Source organism: Variovorax sp. Soil_C_17 (genome assembly GCF_057657265.1).
In genome coordinates, this window is record NZ_JBDGIT010000002.1 from 645,837 (window position 1) to 667,696 (window position 21,860).

Below are 21,860 nucleotides of genomic sequence, written 5' to 3' on the forward strand. Positions count from 1 at the left end.
CCGTCCGCGCTACAGCAGCCACTCGATCGGCAGCAGCGACAGGAACTCGACCCACAGCCGCCGCAGCCCGCTGGTGTCGGGCTCGCTGCGGTAGCGCGTCTCGCCCTCGGGGCCGCGCTCGATCCACTCCATGCCGCCGCCTCGGGGCAGGCGCACCTCGTAGGCCAGCGTCGGCACCACCTGGTCGATCTGCACCCCCAGGCGCCGCGCAAGGATGGGGCTGTCGATCACCACGCCCATCTCGGTGTTGAGGTGCACCGAGCGCGGATCGAGGTTGAGCGAGCCGACGAAGACTCGGCTGCGGTCCACCGCGAAGGTCTTGGCATGCAGGCTTGCGGCCGAACTGCCGCTGGGGTTGAGACGCCTTTCCTCCTCCGGTCGCGGCGGCGGCGCGGCGCCGGGCTTGAGCTCGTAGAGGACGACCCCGCCGGCCAGCAGCTCCCTGCGGTAGCGGGCATAGCCGGCATGCACCGCGGCGACGTCGGTCGCGGCCAGCGAATTGGTCAGCACGCGCACCACCACGCCGCGCCGGGCCAGCGCGGCGAGTTCCTGCGCACCCTCCGCGCCGGGCACGAAGTAGGGCGACACCAGGTCGAGCTCGCGCCGGGGTTCGCCCATCGCTTCCCTGAGCAGGGGGAACATGAGCAGATGCTGCTCGCGCCCGCCGGGCGCCCGCACCTTCGACGGCAGGTCGCTCACCACGTGCGCATTCGCCCACTCGAAGGGCAGGCGGCGTGCCGCCACCTCGCGCATCAGGGGCGTCTGGCGCACGGCCTCCAGGTACTGCTGCGTCTGCGGCTGCTGGCGCAGGTTGGCCCACTGCGCGAGCAGCCGCGCGGCCGCGTCGGCCGGCGGCGGGCCGAGCAGGGCGGCGGCGGGATAGGCGGCCTCGCTGTTCCAGTACAGGTCGAACTGGCGCGAGACCTCGCGCACCACCGGCCCGACCGTGACGACGTCGAGGTCCTGAAAACCGAACTGCTGGTCGGCCCCGTAGTATTCGTCGCCCACATTGCGGCCCCCGACGATCGCGGCCTGGTTGTCCGCCGTGAAGGACTTGTTGTGCATGCGCCGGTTGACGCGCGAGAAGTCGAGTGCGAAATCGCCGGCCCGCAGGCCGCGGTTGGCGAAGGGATTGAAGAGCCGGACCTCCAGTTTGGGATGCGCATCGAGCACGGCCAGGGTGCCGTCCAGTCCGCTGGTGTTGTTGTCGTCGATCAGCAGGCGCACGCGCACGCCGCGCTCGGCCGCCGCCCAGGCGGCCTCGAACAGGAGCTGCCCCGTGGTGTCGCCCCGCCAGATGTAGTACTGCATGTCCAGGCTGCGCTCGGCCGCCTGGGCCAGCGTCATCCGCGCGGCGAAGGCCTCGCGCGGGTCGATCAGCGGCAGGATGCCCGTGAGCCCCGGATGCGCGGCCAGCTCGGGCGCCAAGGCCTGGCCCAGGAGGGTGTCGTCGGTGCTGGTGAAGGCGGACGAGGGTGGGCGCTGGACCGTCGCCGGCAGCGTCGCACAGGCCGCGAGGAAAAAGGCCAGCGAAAGTGCAAGGAAGGCGCGCAGGGATCGCATTGCCGGGAGGGTAACCGGCATGCGGGGCGCAAGGACGCCTACAGCTTCGGAATGCGCAGCGTCTTGCTGATCATCAACGTACCCGACAGCGCGAACAGCAGCGTCAGCGGATGTAGCACCCAGGGCCCGAGCATCCAGGCGCCGCCCCAGGCCGCATCGCCGATACGGCCTTGCCATGCCGCCCAGGCCAGCACGCCGACCAGCACCACGCTGGTCGGGATCGGCGTGCCCTCGAAGTACTTGACCTTGGCGCCGCCTTCCGAGAGCGCCTCGGCCGTGACGTTGTAGCGCGCCAGCCGGCTCACGCCGCAGCAGACGAAGTAGGTGAGGATCAGGCAGTCCCAGCCGCCGTCCAGCCCGGCCGCGAAGCCGAGGGCGGCGGGCGCGACGCCGAAGGAGATCACGTCGGCCAGCGAGTCGAGCTCGCGGCCGAGCGCCGATTGCGTCTGCCGCCAGCGCGCGATGCGGCCATCGAAGACGTCGAAGACGAAGGCGGCCGGCGCCAGCGCCGCCGCCCACATGAAATGCGCGAGCTGCTGGGTCGCGATGTAGGCCATCGCGAGGAAGACGACGCCGACGCCGCAGGCCGCATTGCCGAGCGTGAAGAAGTCGGCGAGGTGAAAGCCGCGGATCATCGAGAAGTGCTTGCGGGGCCGCGCCGCGACCGGGGTAGGGGTGGACATGGCTGTTCTTCAGTGGGACGGAATGCGATGCACCTTAGCGCAACTGCCGCCGGCCGCGTGTAGTCGCCGGTCGATGCCGGCGTGGGGGTTCAGGCCGGCGTCGCTGCGGTTTCGTGCGCCTCGGCGATGCCGGCGAAGCGCCGCAGCAGGCCGGTCGCGGCCTCGCTGCCGGCCACGCGACTGCGCAGTACGTCCGGCTCGGTGCCGAGCGCACGCAGTTCCCCGGCCAGATGGTCGACATAGCCGCGCATCACCTCGGCATCGAATTCGGGATGGAACTGCAGGCCCCAGGCGCGCGGCCCCACGCGAAAGGCCTGGTGGGGCTCGAAGGCATTGCCCGCCAGGCGCACGGCGCCCGGAGGCAGACGCAGGGCGCTCTGCCAATGCACCACCTGGGCGTCGAACTGCGCGGGCATTTCACGCAGCAGGGCGTCGTCGGCGGCCTCGGGCGTCAGCTCGATCGGCACGGTGCCGATCTCGGGGCCGCCGGGATGGTTGCCGGCCTCGCCGCCCAGGGCATGCGCGAGCAGCTGGTGGCCGAAGCAGATGCCCAGGAACGGCGTGCCGTGCGCGACCAGTTGCGCCAGCCAGGCACCCGTGGCCTCGCTCCAGGGCTCGCGATGCGAAACCATCTCGTGCGAGCCGGTCACGATGGCGCCCGAGATCTGCGCCGGCGCGGGCAGGGTGTCGCCGCGGCGCGGATCGAGCACGACGACGGGCAGCGCGATGGGGCCCAGGCCGGCCAGCACCCAGTGTTCGAAGTCTCCGCGCTGCTCGCGCAACGGGCCGAAGGTATCGCCGGCCTTGATGATGGCCAGCGGCCGGGGAGAGAGGTCTTCCATGCGCCCGATCATGCCGCACGCTCGAAGGCCTGAATGGCGGCCGGGACCTGCTGCGCCACCCGCAGCACCACGTCGCGCCGCTGCGGCGCCTCGCGCCAGCGCAGGCGCGCCTCGCTGTCCCAGTCCGGATGGCTGCGCGCGGGCTGGGCGGCGCGCACCAGCTCGGCGAGCGGACGGCGGGCGGCTTCCAGGGCGTCCGTCGGCCCGTCCGTCGGCGTCCGGGCGGCAATTCGATCGACGGCTGCATGGCCGCGCCGTTCGAGCGCGCGCAGCAGCTTCAGCTGCCAGGCGGCCAGCACGACCAGTACGCGGTCTTCGACCGTGAGCTCGTGCACGTCGCGCAGCTTGTTGGCGAGCTTGCGGCCCAGCGGGCCGAAGCCCTGCGAGAGCGCGCCGCCGATGGCGCCACCCAGCGCCGCGCCGGCGCCCAGCGACAGGCCGGCAAGCGCCAGGTCGGCCACCACGCCGACGGCGGCGCCCACCGCCACGCCCTTGCCGAGCAGGATGCCGGCGTCCTTCAACGCCTCGGGGTGGAAGAAGTCCATGGTCCAGCGGCCTTCGATCAGCGGCAGCGGGGCCTCGTCGGCATCGTTCTCCCGAAAGCCGTAGAGGGCCAGCAGGTCGGAGGCGCAGCGCTGCGCCTTGTCGAACACGGCCTTCTGCAGGGCGGCGACCAGGCGCTCGCGGCTGGTTTCGATCTCGAACTCGACGGCCGAGGCCGTGCGCCGCATGGCCGCCGCATCGACCAGCAGCTCGGCGATGCGCTCGCCGGCGGCCTGGCGGCGGCGGGCGAATTCCTCGTCGAGAAAGGCGGCGATGCGGTCGAGCTGCGCGCGCCGCTCGCGCAGCAGGGTGGCGAGGTCGCGGTAGAGCTCGCGCTCGGCGCCGACGAAGGGGGCGGCGGCGTCGAAGCGCACCACCACGTGCAGCCCGTAGGCGGAGAGCAGCTCCTTCCACGCGCCTTCGCGAGTGCCGGCCTCGCGCAGGAAGTTCAGCACCGGCAGCAGCGGCCGGGCGCAAGCGCCGAGCAGCTCGATCTCGGCGCGAAACTTGGGCAGCACCGGTTCGCGCGCATCGATCACCAGGAAGGCCGCATCGACCTCCAGCAAGGCACGCAGCACCTTGGCCTCCTGCTCGAACACGCCGTGCGCCTCGGGCCCGGCAAGGAAGCGGCGGATGCGCTCCGGCGGGGTGAGATCGCCGCGGTCGTCCAGAGCGTCGACGTGCTCGCGCAGCGCGACCGCGTCTTCCAGGCCCGGCGTGTCGAGAAAGCGCACGGCGGCGCGGCCGTCCACCTGCAGCTCGATGGCCTCGACGTGGCGCGTGGTGCCGGGCTGGCGTGACACCTCGCCGAAGTCGACGCGCCGCGTCAGCGTGCGCAGCAGCGAGGTCTTGCCGGCATTGGTGTGGCCGACGACGGCGATGCGGATGGGTTCCGTAAAGCTCATGCCCATCCGCGCAGCGCGCCCCGGGGTTCGTCGCTGGCCTCGATGCGCTCGAGGCCGGCATCGGCCAGCCACGCATGCCATCGGTTGCGCGCCTCCGGGGTGGCGCCGCTGCCCTGCAGCAACAGCCGGCATTCGCTGCTGAAGGCGGCCACTTCGCGCAGGAAGCGCTCGGTGCCCCGGTCGGGGGTGGCGGCAGCGTTGCAGCCGACCAGCACGCGCCGCGGCCGCAGCCGCGCCAACAGGTCCAGCGCCTCGCGCCGGGCGCCGGCGCTGCCGTCGATGCGCAGCGCCTGCGCGCCCGCGGCATCGAGCGCGGCCGGTGGCCAGGGCAGTTCCTCGGGCAGCTCGAAGCCGATCGCCATCAGCGTGTCGCGGGTCTGGTCCGCGGCCAGGCCGGCCAGCGCGCCATGCCGTGCATTGCCTGGGTCGGCATCGACGATCTGCCGCGGCGCCAGCGCCTCGAAGCGCGCCAGCAGCCGGCGGTGGTAGGGCAGCGACAGGTCGGGCTGCAAAGCCCGGCGGCGCGCGCGCCAGACGCCCGCGCACAGCAGCGCGAGAGCGAGGCGCGGGAGCAGCCCGTAGACCAGGATGCAGCCCGTGAGCCACAGCGCCCAGTCGCGCTGGCCGGGCGCCGCCGCCCGGGGCGACAGCACCGTTTGCGCGTCCGGCACGGGGAAGCCCAACCACGCCGGTGCACGCCCCAGCCACTGGACGGCCTGCACGAAGAAGTCCGGGTCGAGGATGGTCGTTTCCCAGCTCAACGTGTAGTTGCGAAAGGCCAGCGAGAAGAGCAGCACCGCCAGCACGACCAGGAAGGACAGCGACCAGATCGCATGGCTCACGAAGCCCAGCGCCCAGGGCGCGAGCCGCGCCCGGACCAGCAGCCGGGTGGCCGCGCGCAGCAACAGCGGCGCCTGGCCCCGGCGACCGCCGGCGGCCCGTGCCGTGAGCGCCAGCCAGAGCCAGCCGAGGGACAGATGGAGGGAGCCCGGCGGCAGCAGCAGGCCGAGCAGCCACAGCAGCAGGGTCAGCAGATGCAGGCCCAGCAGGCTGGCGAGCGCCACCACCACGTTGATGCTGCGTTCGCTGCCGCCGACCACGCTGCCGGCGAGCGTGAGGCCGCCGAGCACGATCAGGGCGACCAGGCCCAGCAGGACCCACGGGGCCCAGGTTCGGGCGCGTGCCAGCTCGTCCTGCAACCCGATGCGGTGCCCGAGCAGTCGGGCGCGTTCGACGATCCGTCCGCCGCCGTCGGTGTGGAGCGCCATCGCCTCGCGCATCGCCTGGGCATCGTCCAGCGGGCCGGCCTCTTCGACCTGTTGCACGGCCTCGGCGATCGCCGCATCCTGAAAAGAAAAGGGGAGCGCTCCGGGATTCAACGGCTTCCTTCGAGAAGAGCGCGGAATTATGCCCGGGGGGCGCTTCCTTTCGGCAATGAAAAACGGGGCCGCGACCGGCCCCGAGACGCCTGCCCGCGCGGGCAGGAACATGCCGCGCTGGTGGTGTCAGCGCAGCCCGAAGAAAGACAGGACGGCCACCACGACCACGACCAGACCGACGATGTAGATGATGGAATTCACGGCGCAGGCTCCTCTTGCGTTGAAGACCGCTCCAGAGTGCCAGCAACGGGCTGGCGGGCTGTAGTCGCCCGACTTCGCGCACTGTAGGACTCGCCAGGGACTGCGGGTCGCTCGTCGTCGCCATCCCCGTCGTCCTCGCCCAGGAACCCGCCGCTCTGGTGCGCCCACAGCCGCGCGTAGAGCCCGCCGCGGGCCAGCAGCGTCTGGTGGTCGCCTTGCTCGACCACGCGGCCCTGGTCGAGCACGATCAGCCGGTCCATGGCGGCGATGGTGGAGAGCCGGTGCGCGATCGCGATCACGGTCTTGCCTTCCATCAGCCGGTACAGGCTGGCCTGGATGGCGGCTTCGACCTCGGAATCGAGGGCGCTGGTGGCCTCGTCGAGCAGCAGGATCGGCGCGTCCTTCAGCATCACGCGCGCGATGGCAATGCGCTGGCGCTGGCCGCCCGACAGCTTGACGCCGCGTTCGCCCACATGCGCCTCATAGCCGCGGCGGCCGTTCGGATCGCCGAGCGATTCGATGAAGTCGTGCGCCTCGGCGCGCTCGGCCGCCGCGCGGATCGCCGCCGCGCTCGCGTCGGGCCGGCCGTAGGCGATGTTGTCGGCCACCGAGCGGTGCAGCAGCGAGGTGTCCTGCGTCACCATGCCGATGTGCGCGCGCAGCGAGTCCTGCGTGACATGCGCGATGTCCTGGCCGTCGATCAGGATGCGGCCGCTTTCCAGATCGTGGAAGCGCAGCAGCAGGTTCACCAGCGTGGACTTGCCCGCGCCCGAACGGCCGACCAGGCCGATCTTCTCGCCGGGCGCGACGGTCAAGGTGAGGTCGTCGATCACGCGGCGGCCGCCTTCGGCCGGGTCCAGGCCGTAGCGGAAGCTGGCATGCTCGAAGCGCACCTCGCCGCGCGGCACGGTGAGCGTGGCGGCATCGGGCGCGTCGAGCACGGTGCGCTGGCGCGACAGCGTCTTCATGCCGTCCTGCACGGTGCCGATGTTCTCGAACAGGCTGGTCATCTCCCACATGATCCAGTGCGACATGCCCTGCAGCCGCAGCGCCATCGCGGTCGCCGCCGCCACTGCGCCGACGCCCACCGCGCCCTGCGACCACAGCCACAAGCCCATGCCCGCCATGCCGGCCGTGAGGCCCATGCTGAGCGCGTGGTTGGTGATCTCGAAGGCGCTCACCAGCCGCATCTGGCCGTAGCCGGTGAGCATGAAATCCTGCATCGCCGCGCGCGCGAAGCCGGCCTCGCGGTGCGCATGGGAGAACAGCTTGACGGTGGCGATGTTGGTGTAGGCGTCGGTGATGCGGCCGGTCATCAGGGCGCGTGCATCGGCCTGCGCCTTGCCGATCTTGCCCAGCCGCGGGACGAAGAAGCACAGCGCGGCGATGTAGAGCACGAGCCAGATCGCGAAGGGCAGCATCAGCTGGCGATCGAGCACGGCGGCGAGCACGATCATGGTGGCGACGTAGACCGTCATGGCCACCAGCACGTCGGCCAGCACGAAGAGGGTTTCGCGCACGGCCAGCGCGGTCTGCATGACCTTGGCGGTGATGCGGCCGGCGAACTCGTCCTGGTAGAAGGCCATGCTCTGGCCCAGCATCAGCCGATGGAAGTTCCAGCGCAGGCGCATGGGGAGGTTCACCGCCAGCGTCTGGTGCTTGACGATGGTCTGCAGCGCGACCACGGCGATGCTGGCGGCCAGCGCGATGCCCAGCCACGTCAGCGTGGTGCCGCGCTCTTCCCACAGCCGCGCCGGCACCTGGCCGCCGAGCCAGTCGACGATGCGCCCCAGCATCGCGAAGAGCAGCGCCTCGAAGGCCGACATGGCGGCCGTGAGCAGCGCCATCGCGAGGATCTTGCCGCGCAGGCCCTCGGTGCAGGCCCAGATGAACGCGAAGAAGCCGCGCGGGGGGAGGGCGGGCTCGGCGGAAGGATAGGGGTGGAGGAGTTTTTCGAAGTAGGTGAACAAGAAAGGGAATCTCCGGTGAGGCGTCACTGTAGCGGGGGGCATGGGCTTGTGCAGGGGAAGGGCTTGGGCTCAGGCCTGCACCAGGCGCTCCCCCAGGAAATCGATGAAGCTGCGCATCTTGGGCGCCATGTATTGCCGGCTCATATAAACCGCGTACAGCGTCATCGCCGGCGCCGCGAAATCCGGCACCAGCCGCACCAGATGGCCCCCGGCCAGGTCCTCGTCCACCAGCCAATCAGGCAGGAAGGCCATGCCCATGCCCGCCCGCACGGCATGCAGCGTGAGCGTGGTGTCGTCGGACTTCATCACCGGCTGCAGCCGCAGCGGCGTCTGCCGCCCGCCCGGGCCCTTGAGCGTCAGGCCCTCGATGTTCACGTAGCTGGGCACGATGGCGTGGAGCTTCGCCAGTTCGGCCGGCGTCGCGGGCCGGCCGGTGCGCGCAAGGTAGTCGGGCGAGGCCACCAGGTGGAATTGCAGACGGGTGAGCGGCCGCGCGATCAGGGCCGGCGAAGGCTCCTGCGTGGCGCGCAGTGCCAGGTCGTAGCCGTCGGCCGCCAGGTCCACCTTGCGGTTCTCCAGATGCATGTCGACCAGCACCTCCGGAAAGCGCTCGCGGTAGTCGGCCAGCACCCGCGCGATGCGCGGCGTGGCACACCACACGGGCGCGCTGACCTTGAGCTGGCCGCGCGGCGCCTCGTTGCGGCGGCTGATCGCGGACTCGGCGGCGTCGAGCAGGTCGAGCGCCCGCCCGCTCTGCTCGTACCAGGCGCGGCCGGCCTCGGTCAGGCTCAGGTGCCGGCTCGAGCGGTGCAGCAGCCGCGCGCCCAGCGATTGCTCGAGCTGCGCCACGTGCTTGCTCGCCATCGGCGCCGAGATCTCCAGGCGGGCGGCGGCGGCGGCGAAGCTGCCCGCATCCACGACTTCGCGGAAGACGCGCAGGCTGGTCAGTCGGTCCATGTTCGATTTCCTGGGAAGAAAGGAAACGATGCATCCTAGCTTGTCGATTTCTCAACGGGAAATCCCTAGACTGGCAGCCAAGGAGCATTCCATGAGCACGACCCGCGACACCCTTCCCACCTACTTCATCTCCCACGGCGGCGGCCCCTGGCCATGGATGAAGAAGGAGATGGGCGATGCCTACGCGCAGCTCGAGGCTGCGCTGGCCGACATGCCGCGCCAGATCGGCCGCACGCCCGACGCCATCCTGATGGTCTCGGCCCACTGGGAGGCCCCGGCCTTCACCGTGACGGGCAACCCGAAGCCGCCGATGATCTACGACTACGGCGGCTTCCCCGAGCACACCTACCACGTGCACTACGACGCCCCCGGCTCGCCCGCGCTGGCGCGCCGCGTGCAGGGCCTGGTCGAAGCGGCCGGCCTGCCCGCGGCCTTCGATGCCGAGCGCGGCTTCGACCACGGCATGTTCTCGCCGATGGCCGCGATGTACCCGAAGGCCGAGGTGCCGGTGGTGCAGCTGTCGCTGCGGCGCGGGCTCGACCCGGCCGAGCACGTGGCGCTGGGCCGCGCGCTGGCGCCGCTGCGGCAGGAGAACGTGCTGATCGTCGGCAGCGGCCTGAGCTACCACAACCTGCGCAATCTGGGCCCGCAGGCGCACGAGCCGTCGAAGGCCTTCGACGACTGGCTGGCGCAGACCGTGCATGCGACGCCCGCGCAGCGCATCGAGCGCCTGCTGGCCTGGTCGCAGGCGCCCTCGGCGCGCATCGCGCATCCGCGCGAGGAGCACCTGATCCCGTTGATGGTCGCCGCCGGTGCGGCCGGGGAGGATGCGGGCATTCGCATCTACCACGAGGAGGCCTTCATGGGGGGCGCGGTGGTGTCCAGCTACCGCTTCGGCGCCGCGGCGGGTGATTCGGCCTGAGCAGGCACCGCACGTCCACCGGGCGATGGACTGCAAAATGAGCCGGTGAGCGATCGACTTTCCCATCCCGACCCCGAGGCCGATGCCGCCGCGCATCGGCTGATCACGCGCATTGCCGCGCTCTCCACCTCCCACGATGTCCTGCACGCCGGCCGGCGCGTGCGCTGGCGCCGCTTCGGGGGCGACGACACGCAGCCGCCCCTGGTGCTGCTGCACGGCGGCCATGGCAGCTGGATGCACTGGCTGCGCAACATCGAGGCGCTCGCCACCGCGCGCACGCTCTGGGTGCCCGACCTGCCGGGCTTCAACGATTCCGACACGCCGCCTTCGCCCTCGGGTGGCCAGGCCGCGCTGGACCCGTCGCTCGACGCACTGGCCGCCACGCTCGACAGCCTGGTCGGCGCCGGCACCCCCATCGACCTGGGCGGCTTCTCCTTCGGCGGACTGGTGGCCGCGAAGTTCGCGCGGCGGCGCGGCGGCGTGCGCCGGCTGGCGCTGGTGGGCAGCGCGGGGCACGGCACCCAGCGCCGCATGGCGGCGGAGATGATCAACTGGCGCGCCGCGAAGGACCGCGAAGAGGAGCGTGCCGCGCTGCTGCACAACCTCGGCGCGCTCATGCTGCACGACCCGGCCGCGATCGACGCGCTGGCCTTCGCCATCCACGATGCCTCGTGCCACGGCACGCGCTTTCGCAGCAAGGACGTCTCGATGGCAGGCGGGCTGCAGCCGGCGCTCGACACCTTCGCAGGGCCGACCTTGCTGCTGTGGGGCGAGCACGACGTGACGGCCGACGCGCGTCCGCTGGTGGCCCAGCTGACGGCAGGCCATCCCCGGCGCGAGGGCGTCGTGATCGATGGCGCCGGCCATTGGGCGCAGTACGAGCGCGCGGACGAGGTGAACGCGCGGCTGGCGCGCTTCTTCGCGGCGTCCTGACGCAGTCCTAGAGCGGGATCGAGCCAGCGTGGCGCTGCCAGAAGGCAGCGTCGGGGAACGTGCCCGCAGCGGCCGCCGCGTTGTCCGCCATGTGCTCGGGCCAGGTGGTGCCGGGGATGGTGCAGGTCACGGCCGGATGGCTCAGCACGAACTTCAGCAGCAGCTGCGACCAGCTCCCGCAGCCGATCTCGCCGACCCATGCGGGCAGGGGCTGGGCGCGCAACCGGCGAAGCAGGCCGCCGCCGCCGAAAGGCATGTTGACGATCACCGCCATGCCGCGCTCGGCCGCCAGCGGCAGCAGGCGCTCTTCGGCCTGGCGCGCGTCGATCGAATAGTTGATCTGCAGGAAGTCGAGCGGCTCGGCGCGCAGCACCGCCTCGACCTCGGCATAGGCCGAGGCGGTGTAGTGCGTGATGCCGATGTAGCGCACTCGGCCCTGCGCCTTCCAGTCGCGCAGCGTCGCCAGGTGGGTGCGCCAGTCGACCAGGTTGTGCACCTGCAGCAGGTCGATGCGCGGCGTGCGCAGGCGCTGAAAGGATTGCTCCATCTGCGCGATGCCGGCCTCGCGGCCGGAGGTCCACACCTTGGTGGCGAGGAAGGCCTTCTCGCGCTGCCCGCTCGCGGCCAGCAGCGCGCCCACCACGGACTCGGCGCGGCCGTACATCGGCGAGCTGTCGATCAGCGAGCCGCCGGCGGCGAACAGCGCATCGAGCACGCCCGGCAAGCGCCGGTGCTCGGCGCTGCCGGGGCTGACGTCGAAGCCGAGCCAGGTGCCGCAGCCGATCACCGGCAAGGGTTCCCGGGTGGAGGGGATGGGGCGGGTGGTCATGGCGGACATGGGCTTTTCCACATGATCGTCCTGGACTCGAAAAAAGAAAACCGGCCACCCGAGAATACTGTATAAAAATACAGTTATCCGATCATCATGGGCCTGCCTTCCTTCGACTCCTTTTCCACCGCCGCGCGCCACAAGGTCTGGCGCGGGGACACGCTGGGCCTGGCCGATGGGCAGGTCATCGGCACGGGGCATGCGGCGCTCGATGCGCAGCTGCCCGGCGGCGGCTGGCCGGTGGGCGCGATGACGGAGCTGCTGCTGGCCGCGCCCGAGGCCCATGCCTGGCAACTGCTGCTGCCGGCGCTGGCGCAGGCGGTGCAGGGCGGTGCGGGGCCCGTCGCGCTGATCGGCGCGCCGCAAGAACCCTTCGGCCCCGCACTGGCGGCCCAGGGCCTGCCGGTCGAGGCGCTGCTGTGGGTGCGCAGCGAGCGCGACCCCCTCGGGGGGCAGCGAGGACACGTGCCGAGCGCGGGGGCACATGTGGCGAGATTGTGGGCCTGCGAACAGGCGCTGCGCTGCGCCGAGGTGGCCGCCGTGCTGGCCTGGCTGCCGCAGGCGCGGGTGGGCGAGCTGCGGCGGCTGCAGCTCGCGGCGGCGCAGCACGAACGCCTGTTGTTCGTGTTCCGACCCGACACGGCCGCCCATTCGGCCTCGCCCGCCCGGCTGCGCCTGCGACTCGCCGCCTGCCCCGCAGACGCCGCGCAGATCGACGTCCACATCCTCAAGCGCCGCGGCCCGCCGCTGGCGGCGCCCCTGCAACTGCCGGCGCGCAGCGAGCGCATGACGGCCCTGCTCGCGGCCAGCCAGCTCCGGCGCAAGCTGCGCCAGCAGCAAGAGGGCGGGCTGCCACTCAAGACCGAAGGCGCGACCGTGCTCCGCCTCGCCCTCCACGCGGAAGAAGGCCATGCACTGGATCGCATTGCGCTGGCCGCCTGAGATCGCGGCCGCCCAGGAGGCGCCGCTGCCGTCCCCCGAGGCGCTCGGCTGGTGGGCCCTGCAGTTCACGCCGCGCGTCGCCTGGGTCGACGGCGAAGCCCTGCTGCTCGAAGTCTCGGCCTGCGAACGGCTGTGGGGCGGACGCCTGGCCCTGATGCGCGAGATCGCGCGGCTCAACCCGGTGCCGGAAGTCCCCGTGCAGCGCGCGCAGGGCGCGACCAGCCTGGTTGCGCTGGCGCGGCTGCGCATGTTCGCGCGCGGCGAGCAGCCGCCGTACGAGCTGCCCTCCGGCCTGCCGCTCGACACCTTGAGCGCAGCGCGCGATCACCTCGAGGTTTTGGCGCATCTGGGCTGCCGCAACTGGGGCGATGTCGAGAAGCTGCCACGCGGCGGCCTCACTCGGCGCTTCGGCAAGGCGCTGCGCGCCGCCCTCGACGTGGCCTACGGCCTGGCGCCCGACGGGCACGAGTGGCTGCAACTGCCCGACGTGTTCGAGCAGAAGCTGGAGCTGCCCGCGCTGGCCGAGGGTGCGCCCGAGCTCATGTGGTCGGCCAACCGCCTGCTGGCGGCGCTGCAGATCTGGCTGCGGGCGCGCCAGCGCGGCGCGGTGGCGATCGAGCTGCAATGGACGCTGGACCTGAAGCGGCTCAATGGCGTCACGCTGCCGTCGCACCAGCAGCTCACGGTGCGCACGGCCGAGCCCACGCAGGACATGGCGCACCTGCGGCGACTCCTGTCCGAGCGGCTCGCGCTCACGACGCTGGCCGCGCCGGCGAGCTGGCTGCGCCTGCGCTCGGTCGAGACCGCGCCCTGGGCCGGCGCCAGCACCAGCTTCCTGCCCGAGGACAACCGCAAGGGCGACAAGCTGCACGAGCTGATCGAGCGGCTCAGCGCGCGGCTGGGGCCGCAGCAGGTGCTGCGCGCGGTCGCCCAGGCCGACCATCGGCCCGAGTGCAAGCAGGCGTGGCGGCCTGCATTGCACAAGCCGCAGGCTGCTGCCTCGCCGCCGCCGCCTTCGCGGTCGGCGGCTCGGCCGACGCCGGAGCGCCCCAAGGCGGCCGATGGCCCCGTCGGGGAGCAGGGGACCCTCTACCCGTCCTGGCTGCTGCGCGAGCCCTTGCGGCTGGAGGTGCGCGACGGCCATCCCTGCTTCCGCGGCGTGCTGCGCAAGCGGGTCGGGCCGCAGCGGCTGGAGGCCGGCTGGTGGGGCGGCCCGGGGCAGGGCGCGGAGGAGGGCGGCCACCCGGCCGTGCGCGACTACTACATCGCCGAGAGCCCGGAGGCGGGCCTGGTCTGGATCTTTCGCGAGCGGCCCTCGGCCTTCCTGTCCGACGAGGCGCCGCGCTGGTTCCTGCAGGGGCTCTACGCCTGAGAGGACGAGGCCATGCCCGAACTCAGCGACAAGCAGATCCTGAAGCGCAAGCGTGCCTCGGCCACGGTGCATGCCTTGCCGCCGCGGCCGCCGCAGCCGGAAGGGGGGCCGCCTGTGCCGCCGGGGCTGCCGGTACTGCCGGCCTATGCCGAGCTGCACTGCCTCACGAACTTCAGCTTCCAGCGCGGGGCCTCGCATCCCGAAGAGCTCGTGCAGCGCGCCTACGCGCTCGGCTACGAGGCGCTCGCCATCACCGACGAATGCTCGGTGGCCGGCGTGGTGCGCGCGCACGAAGCGCTGCGGGAGCTTCTCGAGACGCTCGATCCTTCGCAGCAGCATCCCTTCCGGCTGCTGTTCGGCAGCGAGTTCCGCTTCGAGCGCTTCAAGCTGGTGGCGATCGCGCACGATCTCGAAGGCTGGGGCAACCTCTGCGAGTTCATCACCGCCGCGCGCACCACGGCCGCCAAGGGCAGCTACCACGTGAGCTGGGACGACAGCGACCTCGCCTCGCTGCGCCATTGCGAAATCCTCTTCGTGCCCCTGCGCACGCCCGGCGCCATGCCCGACGCCGAAGCGCTCTGCGCCGACGTGGCCCAGGTCGCGCGCCTCTTCGCGGTTCCTTCGCCAGGCTCAGGACAGGTTCCTTCGCCAGGCTCAGGACAGGTTCCTTCGCTAGGCTCAGGTCTCTGGATCGCGGCCGAGCTGCCCAACGAACTCGACGACGACCTCTGGCTCGTCACGCTGCTGCAGGCAGGCGCGAAGACCGGCGTGCCGCTGGTGGCGACCGGCGACGTGCACATGCACGTGCGCTCGCGCAAGCCGCTGCAGGACGTGATCACGGCCGTGCGCGAGGGCAGGCCGGTCGCCGAATGCGGCTTCGCGCTGCAGCCCAATGCCGAGCGGCACCTGCGCTCGCGGCTGCGCCTGGCAAACCTCTATCCGGCCGAGCTGCTGGCCAACACGCTCGAAGTCGCGCGGCGCTGCAGCTTCGACCTGAACGTGATCCGCGAGCACTACAAGTACCCGCTCGAGAACGTGGCGAACGGCGAGACGCCCGCGCAGACGCTGGTGCGCAAGACCTGGGAAGGGGCGCGCGAGAAGTATCCGCAGGGCATTCCGGAGAAGGTGCGCGGGCAGATCCAGCACGAGCTCGACCTGGTCATCGAGATGCACTACGAGATGTTCTTCCTCACGGTGGAAGACATCGTTCGCTTCGCGCGCTCCCAGGGCATCCTGTGCCAGGGCCGCGGTTCCTCGGCCAATTCGGCGGTCTGCTACTGCCTGGGCATCACCGCCATCGACCCCGAGACCGGCCACCTGCTGTTCGAGCGCTTCCTGAGCCGCGAGCGCCGCGAGCCGCCCGACATCGATGTCGACTTCGAGCACCAGCGGCGCGAGGAGGTGATCCAGTACATCTACCGGAAATACGGCCGCGAGCGGGCCGCCATCGCCGCGGTCGTGATCTGCTACCGCTCGCGCAGCGCGCTGCGCGACGTGGGCAAGGCGCTGGGCATCGATGCGCGCCTGGTCGACGAGTTCGCCAAGGACCACTACTGGTTCGACGGCGTGGTGCTCGACCAGCGGCTGCAGGAGGCGATGCAGCGCACGGGCGTGCAGGAAGCCATGCCCCGGCTGCTGCAGTGGATCGAGCTCACGCAGCAGCTGCGCGGATTCCCGCGCCACCTGAGCCAGCATGTGGGCGGCTTCGTGCTCACGCAGAGCAAGCTCACGCGCCTGGTGCCGGTGGAGAACGCCTCGATGAAGGATCGCTCCGTCATCCAGTGGGAGAAGGACGACCTCGAGGCCATGGGCATGCTCAAGGTCGACGTGCTGGCCCTGGGCATGCTGAGCGCGATCCGGCGCACGCTGGCCCTGGTCAACGGCTGGCGCGGCACGGCGATCGAGATGCACCACATTCCGAACGACGACGAAGCCGTGTTCGACATGATCTGCGATGCCGACACCATCGGCGTGTTCCAGATCGAGAGCCGCGCGCAGATGTCGATGCTGCCGCGCCTGCGCCCGCGCAGCTACTACGACCTGGTGATCGAGGTCGCCATCGTGCGGCCCGGCCCGATCCAGGGCGGCATGGTGCATCCGTACCTCAAGAACCGCGAGAAGGTGCGCAAGGGCGGCGAGATCGACTACCGCTATCCCGACCTCATCCCGGCGCTGGGCCGCACCCTCGGCGTGCCGATCTTCCAGGAGCAGGTGATGCAGATCGCGATGATCGCGGCCCGGTTCACGCCCGACCAGGCGGACCGGCTGCGCCGCTCGATGGCGGCCTGGAAGCGCAAGGGCGGCGTCGAGAAGTTCCGCGAGCCCCTGGTCGAAGGCATGGTCGAGAACGGCTACGAGCGCGGCTTTTCCGAATCCATCTTCAAGCAGGTCCAGGGCTTCGGCGAATACGGCTTCCCCGAAAGCCATGCCGCCAGCTTCGCGCTGCTGGTGATCGTGAGCAGCTGGCTCAAGCTGCACGAGCCCGCCTGCTTCCTGGCCGCGATGCTCGATTCGCAGCCGATGGGCTTTTATTCGCCCTCGCAGTTGGTGCAGGATGCGCGCCGGCATGGCGTCGAGGTGCGTCCCGTGGATGTGACGATGAGCGATCTGGACTGCACCCTGGAAACCCCGGCTGTGGCTCCTGTCCCTTTCGGGGGATCGGGGCAGCAGCCTGCGCAATCCATCCCGCCCCGCTTCGACACCCGCCGAGGCAACCCCCACCCGCCCGCCATCCGCCTCGGCCTGCGCCGCATCGCCACCCTCAGCGAAGCCGGCGCCGCCCGCATCCTCGAAGCCCGCGCCCAATCCCCCTTCACCAGCACCGAAGACCTCGCCCTGCGCGCCGAGCTCGACGCCAAGGACATGGCCGCGCTCGCCGCGGCCGATGCGCTGCTGGCACTCTCCGGCCACCGGCGCCAGCAGGTCTGGGACGCCACCGCGCAACGGCGCGCGCCGGCGCTGCTCAAGGGCGTGCCCATCCTCGAGCGCGCGCTGCAGCTGCCCCTGGCGCCCGAGGGCGAGGAGATCGTCGGCGACTACGCCTCGCTGGGCTTCACGCTGCGCCGCCATCCGCTGGCGCTGCTGCGCCCGCGGCTCGCGCGCATGCAGCTCAGCAGCGCCGAGCAGCTGCGCGACCTGCCCAGCGGCCGGACCGTGCGCGCCTGCGGCATCGTCATGGGCCGCCAGCGTCCGCAGACCGCCAACGACACCATCTTCGTCACGCTCGAGGACGAGACCGGCAACGTCAACGTGATCGTCTGGAAGCACGTGGTCGAGGCCTGGCGCGAGCCGCTGCTGAAGTCGCACCTGCTCGCGGTGCAGGGCACCTGGCAGCGCGACGTGGACAGCGGCGGCGAGGTGCGGCACCTGGTGGCCACCGGCTTCAGGGACCTGACGCCGCTTTTGGGACGGATCGCCAAGAGCAGCAGGAGCCGGGACTTTCATTGAGACCGCGGCTGCCGCTCGGCGAAGCCCGCCATGCGCACGGCCGCACCGCCTTGGTGCCGCTTCCCGGTGCAAACCCGGGGGGGACAAAAGCGCCGAAATTAAGTATTCTCTACATTAATTTGTAGACGTCTCTTACTTAACCGCCCGCACGCTTTTCTGCAGCGTCGCATCTTGCAAGCCGCCGTCACCCACGAGGAAATCCATGACCGCCTACGCCTACAACGCCTGGTACCCGCTCGCCTGGTCTCGGGACATCGGACGCGAGATCGTCGCGCGCCGCGTGCTCGAGGAGGACCTCGCGGTCTACCGCACGGAGGAGGGCGCCGTCGCCGCGCTCGAGGACGCCTGCCCGCACCGGCTGGCGCCCTTGACCATCGGCCGGCTCCAGGGCGATGCCATCCAGTGCGGCTACCACGGCCTCACCTTCGACTGCAGCGGCCGCTGCGTGCACGCGCCGGGCATGCCGCGCGTGCCGGAGAGCTTTCGCGTGCGCAGCTATCCCACGGCCGAGAGCATGGGCATGGTCTGGGTGTGGATGGGCGACGCAGAGAAGGCCGACCGCAGCCAGGTGTTCCGCCTGCCGCAATACGACGACCCCGCCTACAGCGTGGTGCAGGGCGACGCGCTGCTCGTGCAGGCCAACTACCTGAGCCTGGCCGACAACCTCTGCGACCCGACCCACGTGGTCTACGTGCACCAGACCACCCTGGCCAGTGCCGGCCGCGAGGAGACGCGCGTGCAGCACGAGCGCCAGGGCAACAAGGTCGTGACCTGGCGCTGGGTGATCGACGGCCCGTTGATGCCGATCTTCGAAGGCCTCAAGGACTTCGGGGGCAACGTGGACCGTTGGCACTACTACCACTACCACGCGCCCAGCATCGCGGTGATCGACTTCGGCTCCGCACGCACCGGCACCGGCGCGCCCGAGGGCAACCGGGACGACTGCATCCAGATGTACGCCTGCCACTTCATCACGCCCGTCGACCAGCGCAGCTGCATCCAGCACTGGCTGTGCCTGAAGAACTCGCCGGCCGACCCGGTGATCGACGAGCGCCTGCGCAGCAACCTGCGCATGGCTTTCCAGGAGGACAAGCGCATGCTCGAGGCGATCCAGCGCAACGAGGACAAGCCGCGCCAGTGGCACCGCATCAATCTCGGCCTCGACGGCTCCTCCATCAAGATGCGACGCATCGTCGAGGAAATGGCCGCCGGCAACGGCTGAGCCTGCTTCCCTTCCGCTTCCAGCCCCATCCGCCAGAAAGGACTCCGCCATGACCCTCCTGCTTTCCGCGTCCGCCCGCCTGCTGGCGGCCAGCCTCTGCCTCGTGGGCGCGCACGCCGCCGCGCAGGGCACGATCAAGATCGGCGAGATCAACAGCTACAAGGCCCTGCCGCAGAACCTGGTGCCCTACAAGCAGGGCTGGCTGCTGGCGCAGGAAGAGATCAATGCCGCGGGCGGCGTGCTGGGCGGCCGCAAGCTGGAGACCGTGTTCCGCGACGACAACGGCAACCCCGGCGACGCGGTGCGCATGGCCGAGGAGCTGCTCGCGCGCGAGAAGGTCGACATCCTCTCGGGCGTGACGCTTTCGCACGTCGGGCTGGCGCTGACCGACTTCGCCAAGCAGAAGAAGACCTTCTTCCTCGCCTCGGGCCCCTTGAGCGACAAGGTCGTGTGGGACAACGGCAACCGCTACACCTACCGCCTGCGCTCCGGCACCTACGCACTCTCGGCGTCGGTGATCGGCGAGGCCGTCAAGCTGAAGAAGAAGCGCTGGGCGCTGGTCTACCCCAACTACGAATACGGCCAGGCGGCGGTGGCGGCCTTCAAGGAGAACATGAAGAAGGCCCAGCCCGACGTCGAGTTCGTGGCCGAGCAGTCGCCGCCGCTCGGCAAGATCGACGCCGGCGCGGTGGTGCAGGCGCTGGCCGACGCCAAGCCCGACGCCATCTTCAACGTGATGTTCGGCAGCGACCTGACCAAGCTCGCGCGCGAGGGCAAGACCCGCGGCCTGTTCGAGGGGCGCGAGGTGGTGAGCCTGCTGACCGGCGAGCCCGAGTACCTCGACCCGCTGAAGGACGACGCGCCCGCCAACTGGATCGTCACCGGCTACCCCTACGCCAACATCGACACGCCCGAGCACAAGGCCTTCCTCGCCGCCTACCAGAAAAAATACAACGACTACCCGCGCCTGAACTCGGTGGTGGGCTATGCCACGGTGAAGGCGATCGCCGCCGGCGTGCAGAAGGCCGGCTCGACCGATACCGAGAAGCTGATCGCCGCCTTCAAGGGCCTGCAGTTCGACTCGCCCTTCGGCCCGGTGGTGTTCCGGCCTCAGGACAACCAGTCGACGCTCGGCATCTTCGTCGGCCGCACCGCGGTGAAGGACGGCAAGGGCGTGATGCCCTCGGGCACCTACCTCGACGGCGCGAAGCTGCAGCCGGCCGAAGAGCAGATCCGCAAGCTGCGCAATCCCTCGTAGGCGCGGCATGAGCGCGACCCTCCCGCCGATCGGCTGCAACGGCCGCGGCGCGCAGGCCTCTTCGCCGGAGCGGCCGGTGTCGCTGACGGAGCCGCCCATCGAGGAGCAGTTCCGCCTGGTGCGCGAAAGCGGCGCCTTCGACTGCTTCGACCGCCTGCCGATGCCGGGCCAGGTCGATACCTACCTGCGCTGCATCGAGCGCTTCGGCCTGCCGGTGCACACCGCGAGCTGGTTCTATGCGCTCGGGCGCGACGAGCCGCTGCTCGCCGACAAGCTGCGCCTGGCCGCCGAGGTCGGCGCCCGCACCCACAACATCATGCTGCACTGGCACGATGCGACGGGCCGGCCCATCGGCAACGACGAGGTGGCGGACTTCTACCTGCGCGCCTACGACGAGGGCATGGCGCGCGGCGTGGAGCCGGCCTTCGAGCTGCACGTCAACATGTGGAGCGAGGACCCGCGGCGCGTCGCGCCGGTGGCCGAGGCGGTGCGCCGGCGCGGCATCCCCTTCCACTTCACGCTGGACTACAGCCATGGGATCTTCAAGATCGGCAATGCGCGGGAGCTGGCGATCTGCGGGCTGACCGAAGACGTCGCTGCCGGCCGCGCGGTGCTCGACCCTTTCCAGCCCGGCAACTTCGTCGACCAATGGCTCGAGATGGGCATCGTGCGCTGGCTGCAGGTGCGCAGCGTGGCGCCGAACGGCCCGCGCAACGTCTGGTCGCTGGGCGATTCGGGAGAGGCGGTCGCGGCCGTGCCCGAGCATTCGATCTTCCCGTACGCCAAGGGCGAGCCGGGCCGCGGCATCCTCTATCCGTTTACCGAGCCGGCGCCCGGCGAGTGGCATTCGCCCTGGGACGCGAATGCGCTCGCCTGCACGCGCGAGGTGGTGCGCAAGGTGCTGGCCTACCACCGCAGCCACGAAGACTCGCCGCTGCGCTGGATCACCACCGAGATGATCAACCTGCCCGACTACGCGCACAACGCGCGCTTCTCGTTGATCGGCCAGAACACGGCGATCGCGCGCTTCGTGCGCGAGCAGTGGGCCGCGCTGGGCTGACTATTTTTTCTTGGTGAGTGCCTTGCGACGCGGCTTGGTCGTGGCTTGCGGCTCGGCCGTCTCTGCCGCCTCGTCGCGCACTGCCAGCATGCCCAGCACCACATCGCAGATGTGCGCGCGCCAGGCCGCGCGCCGCCGCGGGCTCATCAAATCCGCGCCGATCCAGGTGGCGCAGGTGTACTGGTTCGAGAGGTAGAAGAAGCCGAGCGACATGATGGTCATGAGCACATGCTCGGACGACACGTCGCGGCGGAACACGCCCCGCGCCTGCCCGCTCTCCAGCAGGGTCGAGACCGTCTGCACCAGCGGCAGCGTGGTGCTCTCGACCACCTGCGGCGCCTGCCGGATGTGCTTGCCGCGCAGCAGGTTCTCGTTCATCAGCAGGCGCACCAGGTTCGGATGCGAGAGGTAGTGGTCCCACGAATGCAGCACCAGCTGGCGCATGCCTTCCACAGGATCTTCGGGCGTCACGAACTCGCGCTGCGCGCCGATCATGTCCTCGTAGATCTTTGCCAGCACCGCCTGGTAGAGCCGCTCCTTGTTGCCGTAGTAGTAGTACAGCATGCGGTCCACCGTGCCGGCCGCGGCGCTGACGCGCTCGATGCGCGCGCCGGCGAAGCCATGCTCGGCGAACTCCTCGACGGCCGCGTCGAGGATGCGCGTCTCCAGCAGGTCCGTGCGCTCGCGCCGCAGGCGCCGCCGCGTGGGGCCGCCTTCCGCGATCGGCACGGGCTCGTCCGTGCGTGAGGCGGGGCGGCCGGTGCGAGGGGCTGAAGGGGATCGTTCAGGCACGGCGGAGGCGCTCCTTGTCGTTCGGGTCCGGGCGGCAGAT

17 protein-coding genes are annotated in these 21,860 nt (G+C 70.8%); 8 read left to right on the forward strand and 9 right to left on the reverse strand.

The features are described 5' to 3' along the window. Nucleotides 1-9: 9 nt before the first annotated feature. From AC3A6Y_RS11610 to AC3A6Y_RS11640, 7 genes are all read right to left on the reverse strand, one after another. Complete coding sequence (locus AC3A6Y_RS11610; RefSeq protein WP_487868372.1) at nt 10-1,563, reverse strand: phospholipase D family protein; 1,554 nt, start codon at nt 1,561-1,563, stop codon at nt 10-12. Between the two features lie 38 nt (nt 1,564-1,601). Next, on the reverse strand, nt 1,602-2,246 hold the full coding sequence (locus AC3A6Y_RS11615) for a CDP-alcohol phosphatidyltransferase family protein (RefSeq protein ID WP_487868373.1): 645 nt from the start codon (nt 2,244-2,246) through the stop codon (nt 1,602-1,604). A gap of 89 nt (nt 2,247-2,335) precedes the next feature. Beyond that, nucleotides 2,336-3,088 (reverse strand): glutamine amidotransferase, encoded by a 753-nt coding sequence (locus tag AC3A6Y_RS11620; protein ID WP_487868374.1) that lies wholly within the window; start codon nt 3,086-3,088, stop codon nt 2,336-2,338. Nucleotides 3,089-3,096: 8 nt separating this feature from the next. Further along, a complete protein-coding gene (locus tag AC3A6Y_RS11625; protein WP_487868375.1) occupies nt 3,097-4,536 on the reverse strand; it encodes a GTPase/DUF3482 domain-containing protein in 1,440 nt (479 codons plus the stop codon). Further along, nucleotides 4,533-5,915 (reverse strand): DUF2868 domain-containing protein, encoded by a 1,383-nt coding sequence (locus tag AC3A6Y_RS11630; RefSeq protein WP_487868376.1) that lies wholly within the window; start codon nt 5,913-5,915, stop codon nt 4,533-4,535. The genes AC3A6Y_RS11625 and AC3A6Y_RS11630 overlap by 4 nt, the downstream gene beginning before the upstream one ends. Nucleotides 5,916-6,112: 197 nt before the next feature. Continuing rightward, nucleotides 6,113-8,086, reverse strand: a complete 1,974-nt coding sequence (locus tag AC3A6Y_RS11635) for an ABC transporter ATP-binding protein (protein ID WP_487868377.1) — start codon at nt 8,084-8,086, stop codon at nt 6,113-6,115. Between the two features lie 69 nt (nt 8,087-8,155). After that, nucleotides 8,156-9,043, reverse strand: a complete 888-nt coding sequence (locus AC3A6Y_RS11640) for a LysR family transcriptional regulator (protein WP_487868378.1) — start codon at nt 9,041-9,043, stop codon at nt 8,156-8,158. A 91-nt stretch (nt 9,044-9,134) separates the two neighbouring features. On the opposite strand from AC3A6Y_RS11640, the gene AC3A6Y_RS11645 reads away from it, so the two are divergent. Both AC3A6Y_RS11645 and AC3A6Y_RS11650 read left to right on the forward strand, forming a co-directional pair. Further along, on the forward strand, nt 9,135-9,965 hold the full coding sequence (locus AC3A6Y_RS11645; RefSeq protein ID WP_487868379.1) for a DODA-type extradiol aromatic ring-opening family dioxygenase: 831 nt from the start codon (nt 9,135-9,137) through the stop codon (nt 9,963-9,965). Nucleotides 9,966-10,010: 45 nt separating this feature from the next. Next, nucleotides 10,011-10,898: an alpha/beta fold hydrolase gene (locus tag AC3A6Y_RS11650; protein WP_487868380.1), complete on the forward strand. Its 888-nt coding sequence runs from the start codon at nt 10,011-10,013 to the stop codon at nt 10,896-10,898. A 7-nt stretch (nt 10,899-10,905) separates the two neighbouring features. On the opposite strand, the gene AC3A6Y_RS11655 is transcribed toward AC3A6Y_RS11650, so the two are convergent. Further along, nucleotides 10,906-11,736: an aldo/keto reductase gene (locus AC3A6Y_RS11655; RefSeq protein WP_487868381.1), complete on the reverse strand. Its 831-nt coding sequence runs from the start codon at nt 11,734-11,736 to the stop codon at nt 10,906-10,908. Between the two features lie 87 nt (nt 11,737-11,823). Here AC3A6Y_RS11655 and imuA point away from each other — a divergent pair, with 87 nt between their 5' ends. The 6 genes from imuA to AC3A6Y_RS11685 all read left to right on the forward strand — a co-directional run bounded on the left by imuA (nt 11,824) and on the right by AC3A6Y_RS11685 (nt 21,028). Then, nucleotides 11,824-12,669, forward strand: coding sequence for a translesion DNA synthesis-associated protein ImuA (gene imuA / locus AC3A6Y_RS11660; protein WP_487868382.1), 846 nt, complete (start codon nt 11,824-11,826; stop codon nt 12,667-12,669). Beyond that, nucleotides 12,638-14,041 carry a DNA polymerase Y subunit UmuC family protein gene (locus AC3A6Y_RS11665; RefSeq protein ID WP_487868383.1) on the forward strand — a complete coding sequence of 468 codons (1,404 nt, stop codon included), beginning with the start codon at nt 12,638-12,640 and terminating at the stop codon, nt 14,039-14,041. Before imuA ends, AC3A6Y_RS11665 begins: the two co-directional genes overlap by 32 nt. A 12-nt stretch (nt 14,042-14,053) precedes the next feature. After that, nucleotides 14,054-17,488, forward strand: a complete 3,435-nt coding sequence (locus AC3A6Y_RS11670; protein ID WP_487868384.1) for an error-prone DNA polymerase — start codon at nt 14,054-14,056, stop codon at nt 17,486-17,488. 202 nt (nt 17,489-17,690) lie between these two features. After that, nucleotides 17,691-18,710: an aromatic ring-hydroxylating dioxygenase subunit alpha gene (locus AC3A6Y_RS11675; protein ID WP_487868385.1), complete on the forward strand. Its 1,020-nt coding sequence runs from the start codon at nt 17,691-17,693 to the stop codon at nt 18,708-18,710. A gap of 49 nt (nt 18,711-18,759) precedes the next feature. Next, complete coding sequence (locus AC3A6Y_RS11680) at nt 18,760-19,968, forward strand: ABC transporter substrate-binding protein (RefSeq protein WP_487868386.1); 1,209 nt, start codon at nt 18,760-18,762, stop codon at nt 19,966-19,968. 7 nt (nt 19,969-19,975) lie between these two features. Next, a complete protein-coding gene (locus tag AC3A6Y_RS11685; protein WP_487868387.1) occupies nt 19,976-21,028 on the forward strand; it encodes a xylose isomerase in 1,053 nt (350 codons plus the stop codon). Here AC3A6Y_RS11685 and AC3A6Y_RS11690 read toward each other — a convergent pair whose 3' ends face one another. Further along, nucleotides 21,029-21,757 (reverse strand): TetR/AcrR family transcriptional regulator, encoded by a 729-nt coding sequence (locus tag AC3A6Y_RS11690; protein WP_487868388.1) that lies wholly within the window; start codon nt 21,755-21,757, stop codon nt 21,029-21,031. It lies immediately after the preceding gene. Nucleotides 21,758-21,860: the final 103 nt, after the last annotated feature.